Source organism: Microbispora sp. H13382 (assembly GCF_014161445.1).
GTDB lineage: Bacteria > Actinomycetota > Actinomycetes > Streptosporangiales > Streptosporangiaceae > Microbispora.
The window spans coordinates 122,500-135,209 of the sequence record NZ_JABBXA010000016.1 but is presented as its reverse complement, the minus strand read 5'-3'; the positions used below and the strand labels follow the sequence as shown (position 1 = coordinate 135,209).

The following is a 12,710-nucleotide window of genomic DNA, read 5'->3' as shown; positions in this document are numbered from 1 at the left end:
CCTGTGCGAATCGGCGACGCGGCGGCGGCGGCCGGGACCACCCCACGCGCGTTGCGCCTGTACGAGCAGCGCGGGGTGCTCCCGCCACCCCGGCGTACGCGGACGGGCCAACGCGAGTACGGCCCGCGGGAGGTCGCCCGCATCCGCCTGGTGCGGCAGCTGCTCGCCCTCGGCCTGACCATCGAGGACGTGGCCCGCTGCGCCGACCGCCTGGACCTGCTGGAGGGCGACACGCTGCCGCCGTACGGCAGCCCCGGCTGCTCCGGCGGCAGCGGCGTCGTGCAGCACCGGATCGCCGCCCTGGACGCCGAGATCGCCCGCCTGACGGACCTGCGGGACCGCCTCGCCTCGGCCGTCGCCGAGCGGCCTGGGACGGATCAGTCGCGGTCCCAGGCGTAGGGATCGACGTAGATGACGTGCCCCCCGCGATCGTCGGATTCGTCCACGATGTCCGTGCGCGGCTTCGGCGGAGGAATCGCCGCGGGCTTGCGCGGAGGATTGGCCGCGGGCTTGCGCGGAGTGCCGGAATCACGGGAGGTGGCCCGGGCCCGCCGCGCGCTCATGTCGTCGAACGTCTCGGCGGCCGCGGCGGCGTGCTCGTCGGTCCAGTCGTCCCTGATCACGGGAATCGGCTGCGTCTCCGCCTCGGTGGCGTCCAGCCAGTGACCCGGCAGATGGGCGCCGCGGGCGGGCCGCACCCGTCCGGCCGCCTTGGCGATCACGGCGCCGGCCCTCCGCACCGGCTCGGGCGGGGTGGCCGGCCTCCGGGAGATCAGCCACCAGTTGGCGATGCCGGCCGAGATGCCGGCGGCCACGCCGACCTCGAGCGTGACCGACAGCGCCACCTCCCAGGGAGACGGCCCGACGGCGGCCAGGCCCGCCCCGCCGAGCGGGCCGCCCGACAGCGCGGCGAGCGTCCCGGCGACGAGGCCGGTGGTGACGCCGCAGACGAACCCCCACAGGGGCGCGGCCTCCAGCGACGGGGTCGGCGCGACGCGGGCCGTCACCACGCCGGCGACGGCGCCGGCCGCGAACGGCACCGCGATCACGCCCATGACCCAGGCGGGCGCCGCGCCGGACGACGGCAGGGCGCCCAGCAGCGGCAGCATGGGCACCGCGCTCAGCTTGACCCCGGTGGGCGCGACCAGCGTCCCGGCGCCCACCGCGAAACCCGGCCCCGAGATGTAGGCCATGCCCCAGATCACGGCGTTGAAGAAGTAGAGGACCTCCAGGAGCAGGAGCAGCAGGCCGCCGACCACTCCGGGGCTGAGGACCTCCGACATCTGCTGGATCCTGGCGAAGTTGACCACCACGGCGCCGAGGACCAGCACGGCCCCGGCCAGGAGCATCAGCGAGATCGCGACGGCCGTACCGGAGACGAGCGACCGTGGCCGCTCGGGCAGCAGGCGCAGCATCGACCGCCACGGCCCGATCGTGCGGGCGGTGGCCACCGACCCCGTGACGAAGGCCAGCAGAAGGTGGCTGACCAGCGCCTCCCCCAGGAACGGCCGCATGACCTCGTTGCCGGAGACGAGGGCGATCACCCCGGCGAGCAGCGCGTACGGCGCGGCCAGCGAGATGCCGGCCTGGGCGATGAGCACGAGCTGGGCGCGGCGCCGGGCATTCTCGACGTCTCGGGGCGTGCCCTTGGGCAGCCGGGCCGGCATCCGCACCCGCAGGTCGGCGTCGCGCGCCATCCACAGGCCGGCCCGGTAGAGCAGCGCCCCGGGCAGGATCATCAGCCCGATGGGCAGCAGGCCCACCCGGCCGCCGGGGATCGCGAAACCGCCGTGGTGGGCGGCGAGCCAGAGCTGGCAGGCCGTACGGAAGACGCCGGGCAGGCCCTCTCCGAACGGCCCGCGAGGCGCGGCCATCCAGCCGATGAGCGTGACCGTGGTGAGCACGGCGAGGCCGACGCCGAGCGTCCCGACCGCGGCCAGCATGCCGGAGACGGGGAGCGGACGGCGGGTCTCCTCGTCGTCGCCGCCCCGGCCGAGCACGGCGCGGGGAGCGGTCCTGAACTGATCGAGAAGGCCCGTCACGCTACCGCATCATCCCAGCCCCGCCGCCTTCCTCCACGCCGCCACGCCGCCCACCCATCCAAATTCGCCATGATCTTGCAGTTTGTCGCACATCAGCCGCCCGAGCCGGGCACGGTGCCTTCGTGATCGTGCAGAAAGCCCGCGGACACCCCTGCGACCTGGGCGTATACGCATCGTGACCTTGCACTTCATCGGGAAGTGCAAGGTCACGAATGGCGGAACCGCCGGCAGGAGCGCCGGTCGCCCGGCGACCGCGTGATCGCCAACGGTGGTGGTGCGGGTCAGTGGACCCGCATGCGACTAACTACAAGATCACGAGGACATGATCTCGCGCATCAGGCGGGCGGTCTCGCTGGGGGTGCGGCCGACGCGGACGCCGACCTTCTCCAGGGCCTCCTTCTTGGCCTGGGCGGTGCCGGCGGAGCCGGACACGATCGCGCCGGCGTGGCCCATGGTCTTGCCCTCGGGCGCGGTGAACCCGGCCACATAGGCGACGACCGGCTTGGTCACGTGCTCGTCGATGTAGGCCGCGGCGCGCTCCTCGGCGTCGCCGCCGATCTCGCCGATCATCACGATCGCGTCGGTCTCCGGGTCCTCCTGGAACGCCTGGAGGGCGTCGATGTGCGTCGTGCCGATGACCGGGTCGCCGCCGATGCCGACGCAGGTGGAGAAGCCGATGTCGCGCAGCTCGTACATGAGCTGGTAGGTCAGCGTGCCCGACTTCGACACCAGGCCGACGCGGCCCTTGGTGGTGATGTCGGCCGGGATGATGCCCGCGTTGGACGCGCCGGGCGAGGCGATGCCGGGGCAGTTCGGGCCGATGATGCGGGTCTTGTTGCCCTTGGAGACGGCGTACGCCCAGAACTCGGTCGTGTCGTGGACCGGCACGCCCTCGGTGATGACCACGCACAGCGGGATCTCGGCGTCGATGGCCTCGCGGACGGCGGCCTTGGTGGCGGCCGGGGGCACGAAGACGACGGACACGTCGGCGCCCGTCTGCTCCATGGCCTCCTTGACCGTGCCGAAGACCGGCAGGCCCTCGTGCGTGATGCCGGCCTTACGGGCGTTCACGCCGCCCACGACCTTGACGCCGGCGGCGAGCATGCGGCGGGTGTGCTTGGTGCCCTCACCGCCGGTCATGCCCTGAACGATGATCTTGCTGTTCTCGGTGAGCCAGATAGCCATTACGCACCTACCGCGGCGAGCTGTGCGGCGCGCTTGGCCGCTTCGTCCATCGTGTCGACCAGCTCGACCCGCGGCAGCGCGGCGTCGGCCAGGATCTGCCGCCCCAGGGCGGCGTTGTTGCCGTCCAGGCGGACGACCAGCGGGTGGGTCACTTCCTCGCCCCGGCTCTGCAGGAGCTGGAAGGCCGAGACGATGCCGTTGGCGACCGCGTCGCAGGCGGTGATGCCGCCGAAGACGTTCACGAAGACCGACTTCACGGACGGGTCGGACAGGATGATCTCCAGGCCGTTCGCCATGACCTCGGCCGAGGCGCCGCCACCGATGTCGAGGAAGTTGGCCGGCTTGGGCTGTCCGGGGAACTCCTCACCCGCGTACGCCACGACGTCGAGCGTGGACATGACCAGGCCCGCGCCGTTGCCGATGATGCCGACGTTGCCGTCCAGCTTGACGTAGTTGAGGTGCTTCTCCTTGGCCCGGGCCTCCAGCGGGTCCTCCGCGGCCTTGTCGACGTACGCGACGTGCTCCGCCTGGCGGAAGTTCGCGTTGTCGTCGAGGGTGACCTTGCCGTCGAGCGCCTTCACCTGGCCGTCGGCCGACAGGATCATCGGGTTGACCTCGACGAGCGAGGCGTCCTCGTCGACGAACACGGCCCAGAGCTTCTCGATCAGCTCGGCGGCGCCGTCCAGCGCCTGCTGCGGCAGGCCGCCGGCCACCGCGATCTCGCGGGCCCTGGCCCGGTCGACGCCCGTCAGCGGGCTGACCGGCACCTTCGCCACCTTCTCCGGCGCGGTGTGCGCGACCTCCTCGATGTCCATACCGCCCGAGGCGGAGCAGATGGCGAGGAAGGTGCGGTTGGCGCGGTCGAGGAGGAAGGAGAAGTAGTACTCCTCCGCGATCTGGCTGGCCTCCTCGATCAGGACCTTGTGGACCGTGTGGCCCTTGATGTCCATGCCGAGGATCTGCGCCGCCTTCGCGTGCGCGTCGGCGACGTCGTCGGCCACCTTCACGCCACCGGCCTTGCCGCGCCCGCCGGTCTTGACCTGGGCCTTGACGACAACGCGTCCGGTGAGCTGCTCGGCAGCCGCCCGCGCCTCCTCCGCGGTGTGCGCGACGATTCCGCGCGGCACCGGGATGCCGTACTCCGCGAAGAGCTCCTTCGCCTGATGTTCGAACAGGTCCACGAGGGTCCGTCCCTTTTGATGTCCGAGGCCGGGCGCCGTCGTCCCGCCCGGCGTTTCCGCGCATGAAGCCTAGTCCCCGTGGCGGCGTGACCACGTCAGCGGGTCCCACTGGAGCCTTGCCAACAACCCTCAAGTACGGCAAGGTTGGGCAAAATACCTAAACGGTGGCTGGAACCGCCGAACGGACCCATTCCACGATCTCCTGAGTCGTGGACCCGGGCGTGAAGATCCTGGCGACTCCCATTTTGTGCAGTTCGGGGATGTCGGCATCGGGGATGATGCCGCCGCCGAACACCACGATGTCCTCGGCTTCCTCCTCGCGCAGCACCTCGAAGAGCCGGGCGAACAGCGTCATGTGGGCGCCGGACAGGATGGACAGCCCGATGGCCGCCGCGTCCTCCTGGATCGCCGTACGGACGATCTGCTCCGGGGTCTGGTGCAGCCCCGTGTAGATGACTTCCATGCCCGCGTCGCGCAGCGCCCGCGCCACCACCTTGACCCCGCGGTCGTGCCCGTCGAGCCCCGGCTTCGCGACGACGACCCGAATCCTGCCTGCCATGAAGACCTCCCGCAGATGGTGCTCGCTGCCCGAAGCGTAACCGCCGCGCGCCGCCTCCCCGCGGAACGGCCCCTCGTCAGCCGCCCGCCGGACGCTCCCGGAGCAGCGCGCGCAGGCCGTCCACGAGCCCCTGCCTCTCCTGCGGGGTCATCGTGCGCACGGCCGCCGTGAGCGGGTCGTCGCCGCGCCCGGCGTCGTCGCGGCCCGCGCCGTCGGCGGCGGCACGCCCCGCCTCGGTGATCCGGACGTAGACGCGCCGCCGGTCACGCTGGTCGCGCGTCCGCGCGACGAGACCCCGGCTCTCGACGCGGTCGAGGAGTTCGGTGGTCGCGGCCCGCGACAGCCGCAGACGCCCGGCCAGGTCGCCCACGGTGAGCGGTCCGTACGACACCACGTGACGCAGGACCGACACCATTCGGGCGGTGAGGTCGCGGCCCGGAAGCAGGCGACCGGACGTGCGCAGACGCCGGTGGACGGCGGGGTAGAGCCGGGATATCTCCTCGACCGCCGCGTTCTCCTCCATGATGTCCTTTCGCTACGAACATTTCGTGGCGAAATAATAATCAGCCCGCATACCGGCCCACTAGCTGAAAACTCACAGGAAATGTGGATTTTCGTGACTTTCTTGTGATCATGAGCCGCGAAGATTTCCGGGCTGCCCTTTCGATCATGAGGGCACTTACGGGAGGAATCACTTTGAAGCGAGCAATCATGGCGCTGGCGTGCGCCGCGACGGCCGCGCTCGTGGCGCCCGCCGTCGCCGCCCCCGCCCAGGCTCAGACCTCGGCGCAGGCGCCGGCCCCCGCCGCCGACCCGGCGGCGGCGCTGCGCAAGCAGTTCGTCGCCGGACACGGCGTGCGGTACATCTCCACGAGCACGCTGAACATCCTCGGCATCCCCGCCATCAAGGTCACCTCGAACGGCGGCTACGCCTTCGGCCGGTCCGGCATCGTCGCCGCCGACAGCACACAGAAGGTCAAGTACAGCGACCTGCTGAAGGAGAAGGACGAGGACCTGAAGGGTGCGGAGGACCCGGTCCGCACGATCGTCATCGGCAGGACCGCCTACTTCTCCGGTGGCGTCTACGCGGATCTGCTCCCGGAGGGCAAGACCTGGGTGCGGGTCCCCGTCCAGCGGTTCGACTCTTCGCTGACCACGGGCGGCTTCTTCAACGCCACCGACTGGCGCACCCTCAAGACGGTCCTCACGACCACCAAGGCCAAGGGGCCTGGCGGCAGCGTCAACGGCGCGAAGACCACGCTCTACCGCGGCACCATCACCTTGGCGCAGCTCATGAAGATCAGCCCGGGCCTGAAGTACAGCCTCGCCAGCCTGGGGTCCAACCCCGGCAAGACCGTGGTGTCCTGGAAGCTGTGGGTCGGCTCCGACCAGCTCGTCCGCCGCGCCTCGGCCACCGCCGACCTGAAGACGAAGGCCGAGGGCAAGTCCGTCACCTTCACCCTGTCCGACGTCACCACGTTCGCCGGCTGGGGCAGGAAGGTCACGGTCAAGGCGCCGCCGAGGAGCCAGGTCGCCAACCTGAGCGACCTCGACAGCGAGCTGCCGGACACTCAGGGCCCCGTCATCCTGCCCAACGACTGAACCGGCGGACGATCATGCACTGAACCGCGCGGCCGAGCCCCTCGCGCGGCAGGGCCAGAGGCGGCCGGTCCCGGGTGATCACACCCGGGACCGGCCGTTTCGCTCCATCCCGCCGGACGCGTCTCCCGGTCAGGCGGCGACCGCCGAGACCTCCGGCAGCGCCCGCGGCGAGCGGGAACGGGTCAGAGCTCGCCGATCAGAGCTTGTCGATCGGGGCGTAGGCGAGCAGCAGGGTCTTCTCGCCCTCGCTACCGAAGTCGATCTTCACCCGCGTTTTCTCGGCCTGGCCGTCCACCGCCACCACCGTGCCGAGTCCGAAGGTGTCGTGGGTGACCCGGTCGCCCGGCGACAGGTTCGGAATCTGCCGGCCGCCGGTCTTCTGCGCGGGAGCCGTACGGGCGGCCGGGCGGGAGGTCGCGGCGGACCAGGCGGTCTTGCCGGGGTCGCCGCGCCAGTCGACCAGGTCGCCCGGAACCTCCGACAGGAAGCGCGAGGCGGGGTTGAACGACGGCGCGCCCCACGCCGAGCGAACCGCCGACCTGGACAGGTAGAGCCGTTGCTTGGCCCGGGTGATGCCGACGTACGCCAACCTGCGCTCCTCTTCCAGCTCCTTCGGGTCGTTCAGCGAGCGCATGTGCGGGAAGACGCCGTCCTCCATGCCCGTGAGGAACACCACGGGGAACTCCAGGCCCTTGGCGGTGTGCAGGGTCATCAGCGTGACCACCCCGCCGTGGTCGTCGCCGTCCGGGATCTGGTCGGCGTCGGCGACCAGCGAGACCTGCTCGAGGAAGTCGACGAGCGTGCCCTCCGGGTTGGCCTCCTCGAACTCGGCGGCCACCGAGATCAGCTCGTTGAGGTTCTCCAGCCGGCTCTCGTCCTGCGGGTCGCCCGAGGTCTCCAGCTCCGTCCGGTAGCCGGTGGCGCTCAGCACCTCCTCCGCCAGGTCCGACAGCGGAAGCTCCTTGGCCCGCAGCTCGTCCAGCATGGTGACGAAGTCGCGGATCGCGTTGAGCGAGCGGGTGGCCACTCCCGGCGCCTCGTCGGCCCGGCGCAGCGCCTCCCAGAAGGCGATGCGCTCGCGGTTGGCGAACGCCTCGACCATCGCCTCGGCGCGGTCGCCGATGCCGCGCTTGGGCACGTTGAGGATGCGCCGCAGCGAGACCGTGTCGTTCGGGTTGGCCAGGACCCGCAGGTAGGCGAGCAGGTCCTTGACCTCCTTGCGCTCGTAGAACCGCACCCCGCCCACGACCTTGTACGGCAGGCCGGTGCGGATGAAGATCTCCTCGAACACCCGGGACGCGGCGTTCGTGCGGTAGAAGACCGCCACGTCGCCGGGGGTAACCCCGTGGTCGTCGCCAAGCCGGTCGACCTCCTGCGCGACGAACATGGCCTCGTCGTGCTCGTTGTCGGCGACGTAACCGATGATCTTCGGCCCCGCGCCCTGGTCGGACCACAGGTTCTTCGGCTTGCGGCCCTCGTTGCGGGAGATGACCGAGTTGGCGGCGTTCAGGATCGTCTGCGTGGAGCGGTAGTTCTGCTCCAGCAGGATCGTCCGCGCGTCCGGGTAGTCGCGTTCGAACTCCAGGATGTTGCGGATCGTCGCGCCGCGGAAGGCGTAGATCGACTGGTCGGCGTCGCCGACGACCACCAGCTCCGAGGGCTCGACGCCCTCCCGCACCACGTCGCCGTCGGCGGTGCGCACCTCGGGCCGCCCGACCAGCTCGCGGATCAGCGTGTACTGCGCGTGGTTGGTGTCCTGGTACTCGTCGACCATCACGTGCCGGAACCGCCGCCGGTAGTGCTCGGCCACCTCGGGGAAGAGCTGGAACAGCGTGACCGTCAGCATGATCAGGTCGTCGAAGTCCATCGCGCCGGCCTCGGTGAGCCGCCGCTGGTAGGTGCGGTACGCCTCCGCGAGCGTGCGCTCCAGATGGGTCGAGGCCCGGTCGGCCGCCGTCTCGTAGTCGATCAGCTCGTTCTTGAAGTTGCTGACCTGCGCCGAGAAGGACCGCGGCGGATAGCGCTTGGGGTCGAGGTCGAGCTCGCGGCACACCATCGCCATGAGCCGCTGGGAGTCGGCCTGGTCGTAGATCGAGAAGCTGGAGGTGAAGCCCAGCCGCTTCGCCTCGCGCCGCAGGATCCGCACGCAGGCGCTGTGGAACGTCATGACCCACATGGCCCTGGACCGCGGCCCGACGAGCCTGTCGACCCGCTCCTTCATCTCGCGGGCGGCCTTGTTGGTGAAGGTGATCGCCAGGATCTCCCCCGGCTGGACGCCGCGCTCCGCCAGCAGGTACGCGACACGGTGCGTCAGCACCCTGGTCTTCCCGGAGCCGGCCCCGGCGACGATCAGCAGCGGACTGCCCTGGTGGGTGACGGCGTCCCGCTGCTGCGGGTTGAGGCCGTCGAGCAATGGATGAGTGGCGGCTCGGGTGGACACTCTCCTTAGGTTATGGCCGCGCACCGACATCCGGAGCCCACTCGCCCGGCAAGTCACGTTTAAGGTGATGTGCCACACCATGAGGAGGCTGCTCTTGCTGGACGAGGCGGAAATCAAAAAGGTTTTGGTGGTCGTCGCGCACCCCGACGACATCGACTTCGGCGCCGCGGGAACGGTCGCCACACTGACCGACTCCGGCGCGGAGGTCGTGTACTGCCTGGTCACGGATGGCGACGCGGGCGGATTCGACCGGGCGGTGGACAACGGCGGCATGGCGGCGCTGCGCCGCGCCGAGCAGACCGCCGCGGCCAAGTGCGTGGGCGTCGGCGACCTGCGCTTCCTGGGCTACCAGGACGGCGTGGTCGAGCAGACGCTCGGCCTGCGGCGGGACATCACCCGGGTGATCCGCCAGGTGCGGCCCGACCTGGTCATCACCTCGAGCCCCGACCGGAACTACGAGCGGCTCGGCCCCAGCCACCCCGACCACCGCGCGGTAGGCGGCGCCACCCTCGACGCGGTCTACCCCGACGCGCGCAACCCGTACGCCTTCCCCGAGCTGCTGGCCGACGAGGGGCTCGAGGCCTGGACCGTCCGCGAGGTGTGGCTCACGGGCGGCATGACCGTCAACCACTACGTCGACGTCACCTCCACCGTGGACCGCAAGATCGCGGCGCTGCGCGCGCACGAGAGTCAGACCGCGCACATCCCCGACCTGGACGGCATGGTCAAGGGCTGGCTCTCCGGCCACGCCGCCGCCGCGGGCCTCCCCGAGGGCTCGTACGCGGAGGCGTTCCAGCGGGTCGCCACCGCCTGACGAACCGCACGATCACGCGGGACGAACGCGCGGGTGGGCGGGCCTGTGCCGGAGAAAGTGCAAGATCATGGACAGGGCCGGCGCAGGACACAGGCCATCCGTGCGGCAAAGTTCGAGATCACGGGGAAGGGGTGGGACGTCCACCCGGGGGTGGAGATGGGCGCTCCCCACCCCCGCTTCTCTCCTGCTCTCCACCCCCGCTCTCCACCCCCGCTTTCCACCCTGGCGCCGATCCGCTCCGCGGCCGCTCTTCCTACCGTCTTACGCATGCAGACAGCGCAGATCATCGTCATCGCCCTCGCCGCGGTCGCCCTCGTGATCTACCGGCAGATGACGCCGCGGCCCGCCGCCAGGCCCGTCGGCCTGATCATCTCCGCGGCCATGGTCCTGGCCGGACTCGCCGCCGACGGGGACAAGCTCGTCGACCCCCTCCACCCGGTGCTCGCCGTCGCCCTGCTCGCCGCGGGGCTCCTCGTGGCCGCGGGTCTCGGCGCGCTGCGGGCGGCGACCACGCGCGTCTGGCTCGACCAGCACGGCGTGGCGTGGTCGCAGGGCACCGCTACGACGCTGCTCGCGTGGGTGGGTTCCATCGCCGTCCGGGTCGCGATGATCTTCCTGACCGCGTTCCTCGGCGTGACCTCGTCCCAGGGCTCCATGCTCCTGTTCATCGGGGTGACCCTCGGCGTGCAGTTCCTCATGGTCGCCCGCCGGGCGAGCGCCCTGCCCGGCACCGCCGTCCCCGGTGTCCAGACGGCCCGCTAACGTCGGGACGTGCTCAGACGTGACCCCTCGCATCCTCCCGGCCACCCCGGCGGAAGCCGGGAAGGCTCGGAGGCCCACCGCAGGAACGCGATCGCCGGCGTGTGCCTGCTGGCGGCGGTCACCGCGATGCTGATCGGCGGGCAGGCGACCTCCGCACCGGGGTTCGGCCTGGCGGGCGAGCGGCTCGCCGTCACCGTGCTGACCGCCGCCGTCGCCGTCGTCCTGGCGATGACGATCGTGCTCCGGCTACGGCCGGCCGTGCTCCCGCGCCGCTGGGACACGGGGCGCGTGCAGGCCGTTCTTCTCGGCCTCGCCATCGTGCCGGCCCTCGTCCTCGACGCGATCTCGAAGGGCGGCAGCCCGGCCGTCGCCGTGGTCATGTTCGCCATCGGAGCGGCGGCCGTGCGGCATCCGCTCAGCCGATCGCTGCCGGTCCTGCTGCTCGCCCTGACGGGACTCGGGGCGGTCACCATGGGCCTCATGTCACCCGTGGCCCCCGCCGGACCGGCCGATCGCGGCGTCAGCCTGGGCGTCTCGCTCTGCGTGGTCTTCACGGTCGCCTACGCGATCAGGCAGCGCAGGGCCGCGACCGCCGCGCAGGCGGGCGAGGCCGTGCTGGCCGAACGCGCCCGGATCGCCAGGGAGATCCACGACATCCTCGCGCACTCCCTGTCCGCGCAGATCGTGCATCTGGAGGGCGCCCGGCTGCTGCTGCGCGCCGACCGGTCCCAGGAGGCGCTCGACCGGGTCGAACGCGCCCGCGAACTGGCCAAGAACGGCCTGGAGGAGGCCCGCAGGGCCGTCGCGGCGCTGCGGGACGACACCCCGCCGCTCCCCGCCGCGCTGGACGCGCTCGCCGAGGAGTTCCGCGAGGCCACGGGCAGGGAGTGCACGCTCGACATCCGTGGCCCGCGACGCCGCCTTCCCCCGGAGATCGAGCTCGCGATGATCCGTACCGCGCAGGAGGCCGTTACCAACGTGCGGCGGCACGCCCCCGGCTCCCCCGCCGCCGTACGGCTGGACTTCCGCGGCGGAGAGTGCGAGCTGGAGGTCGTCAACCCCCCGAGTGACGCGCCGGGAACGCCGGGTGGAGGATACGGTCTCGTGGGCATGCGCGAACGGGCCGAGCTTCTCGGCGGCACCCTGGAGGCCGGCGAGGTGGAGGACGGCTTCCGGGTCAGGCTGCGGGTGCCGGCGTGACCGCCCGCGTGCTCGTGGTCGACGACCAGGCCGTGGTGCGCGACGGGCTCGTGCTGCTGCTCGGCCTGCTGCCGGAGATAGAGGTGGTGGGGTCGGCGGCCGACGGCGAGGCCGCGCTCCGCCTGGTCGCGGACGAACGGCCCGACGTGGTGCTCATGGACCTGCGCATGCCCCGCATGGACGGCGTGGAGGCCACCCGCGAAATCCGGGAAGGCTTCCCGGACACCCAGGTCGTGGTGCTCACGACGTACACCGACGACGAGTCGGTCTTCGCCGCGCTGCGGGCCGGGGCGCGCGGCTTCCTCACCAAGAGCGCGGACGCCGAGGAGATCGCCCGCGCCGTGGCCACGGTGATGAACGGCGACGCCCAGCTCGACCCCGGCGTGCAGCGCCGTCTCCTGAACACCGTCGCCGCTCCGCCCCCGGAACCGCCCGGCCCGGCCGCCGCGCCGGCTCCCCGGTCGCGTCTGTCGCCGCGCCACGCGCGGCAGGCGCCCCGAGCGGGCCGGACGCCGGGTGGTGGGGAACCACGCGGTGCCATGGGATCGCCGGATGCCGGGAGGCCGACGAGTGCCGGGAGGCCGCCGGGTGGTGGGGAACCGCCGCCGGACGGGCTGACGCCACGCGAGGCGGAGGTCCTGCGGCTCATCGCCCGTGGCCTGTCGAACGCCGAGATCGCCGCCGCTCTGTTCATCAGCGAGGCCACGGTCAAGACGCACATCAACAACCTCTTCGCCAAGGCCCGTCTCCGGGACCGGGCCCAGGCGGTCGCGTACGCCTACCGGACCGGCCTGGCCGACCCGGACGACGGCTTCCAGTAGTACCTCACGCGGAGCCAGGGACTGCCGTGCGCGTCCGGATCCGTCCAGGGGATGTCCTTGTCCCCAAGCTCCTCGAAGAGGTCGCGGATCGCCTGGACATCACC

Annotated in this window: 12 protein-coding genes; 6 read left to right on the top strand and 6 right to left on the bottom strand. The window is 71.5% G+C overall.

Going from position 1 to position 12,710, the window contains the following annotated elements:
- The first annotated feature begins 3 nt into the window (after window positions 1–3).
- Entirely contained in the window at window positions 4–399 is a 396-nt protein-coding gene (locus HHX41_RS27785) for a MerR family transcriptional regulator (RefSeq protein ID WP_182908327.1), read from the top strand.
- Here HHX41_RS27785 and HHX41_RS27780 read toward each other — a convergent pair.
- From HHX41_RS27780 to HHX41_RS27760, 5 genes are all read right to left on the bottom strand, one after another.
- Window positions 378–2,042 carry a DUF6350 family protein gene (locus HHX41_RS27780; RefSeq protein WP_182908326.1) on the bottom strand — a complete coding sequence of 555 codons (1,665 nt, stop codon included), beginning with the start codon at window positions 2,040–2,042 and terminating at the stop codon, window positions 378–380. The two genes, HHX41_RS27785 and HHX41_RS27780, sit on opposite strands and share 22 nt — an antisense overlap.
- A 312-nt stretch (window positions 2,043–2,354) precedes the next feature.
- Window positions 2,355–3,227, bottom strand: a complete 873-nt coding sequence (gene sucD, locus HHX41_RS27775) for a succinate--CoA ligase subunit alpha (protein ID WP_169985337.1) — start codon at window positions 3,225–3,227, stop codon at window positions 2,355–2,357.
- On the bottom strand, window positions 3,227–4,408 hold the full coding sequence (sucC, locus tag HHX41_RS27770) for an ADP-forming succinate--CoA ligase subunit beta (RefSeq protein ID WP_169985335.1): 1,182 nt from the start codon (window positions 4,406–4,408) through the stop codon (window positions 3,227–3,229). The genes sucD and sucC overlap by 1 nt, the downstream gene beginning before the upstream one ends.
- Before the next feature lie 157 nt (window positions 4,409–4,565).
- Window positions 4,566–4,967, bottom strand: a complete 402-nt coding sequence (locus HHX41_RS27765; protein ID WP_169985333.1) for a cobalamin B12-binding domain-containing protein — start codon at window positions 4,965–4,967, stop codon at window positions 4,566–4,568.
- Window positions 4,968–5,043: 76 nt separating this feature from the next.
- The gene (locus HHX41_RS27760) at window positions 5,044–5,490 is read right to left on the bottom strand and encodes a MarR family transcriptional regulator (protein WP_182908325.1); all 447 of its coding nucleotides are present in this window, start codon (window positions 5,488–5,490) and stop codon (window positions 5,044–5,046) included.
- 173 nt (window positions 5,491–5,663) lie between these two features.
- Between HHX41_RS27760 and HHX41_RS27755 the strand changes: the two genes are divergently transcribed.
- Complete coding sequence (locus tag HHX41_RS27755; protein ID WP_182908324.1) at window positions 5,664–6,569, top strand: hypothetical protein; 906 nt, start codon at window positions 5,664–5,666, stop codon at window positions 6,567–6,569.
- 196 nt (window positions 6,570–6,765) lie between these two features.
- On the opposite strand, the gene pcrA is transcribed toward HHX41_RS27755, so the two are convergent.
- Window positions 6,766–9,039, bottom strand: coding sequence for a DNA helicase PcrA (pcrA, locus tag HHX41_RS27750; protein ID WP_182908323.1), 2,274 nt, complete (start codon window positions 9,037–9,039; stop codon window positions 6,766–6,768).
- A gap of 49 nt (window positions 9,040–9,088) precedes the next feature.
- Between pcrA and HHX41_RS27745 the strand changes: the two genes are divergently transcribed.
- From HHX41_RS27745 to HHX41_RS27730, 4 genes are all read left to right on the top strand, one after another.
- Window positions 9,089–9,823, top strand: coding sequence for a PIG-L deacetylase family protein (locus tag HHX41_RS27745; RefSeq protein ID WP_169985325.1), 735 nt, complete (start codon window positions 9,089–9,091; stop codon window positions 9,821–9,823).
- Window positions 9,824–10,090: 267 nt separating this feature from the next.
- Window positions 10,091–10,585: a DUF1453 domain-containing protein gene (locus tag HHX41_RS27740; RefSeq protein WP_169985323.1), complete on the top strand. Its 495-nt coding sequence runs from the start codon at window positions 10,091–10,093 to the stop codon at window positions 10,583–10,585.
- Between the two features lie 9 nt (window positions 10,586–10,594).
- Window positions 10,595–11,785: a sensor histidine kinase gene (locus HHX41_RS41995; RefSeq protein WP_182908322.1), complete on the top strand. Its 1,191-nt coding sequence runs from the start codon at window positions 10,595–10,597 to the stop codon at window positions 11,783–11,785.
- Window positions 11,782–12,606, top strand: coding sequence for a response regulator transcription factor (locus HHX41_RS27730; RefSeq protein WP_182908321.1), 825 nt, complete (start codon window positions 11,782–11,784; stop codon window positions 12,604–12,606). Before HHX41_RS41995 ends, HHX41_RS27730 begins: the two co-directional genes overlap by 4 nt.
- The last annotated feature ends 104 nt before the right edge of the window (window positions 12,607–12,710 follow it).

Bases quoted from the DNA above. Each gene is read 5' to 3' on its own strand.
- HHX41_RS27740 (WP_169985323.1), top strand. From the start codon at position 10,091: ATGCAGACAGCGCAGATCATCGTCATCGCCCTCGCCGCGGTCGCCCTC.
- HHX41_RS27745 (WP_169985325.1), top strand. From the start codon at position 9,089: ATGAGGAGGCTGCTCTTGCTGGACGAGGCGGAAATCAAAAAGGTTTTG.
- HHX41_RS27765 (WP_169985333.1), bottom strand. From the start codon at position 4,967: ATGGCAGGCAGGATTCGGGTCGTCGTCGCGAAGCCGGGGCTCGACGGG.
- pcrA (WP_182908323.1), bottom strand. From the start codon at position 9,039: ATGTCGGTGCGCGGCCATAACCTAAGGAGAGTGTCCACCCGAGCCGCC.
- sucD (WP_169985337.1), bottom strand. From the start codon at position 3,227: ATGGCTATCTGGCTCACCGAGAACAGCAAGATCATCGTTCAGGGCATG.
- HHX41_RS27760 (WP_182908325.1), bottom strand. From the start codon at position 5,490: ATGGAGGAGAACGCGGCGGTCGAGGAGATATCCCGGCTCTACCCCGCC.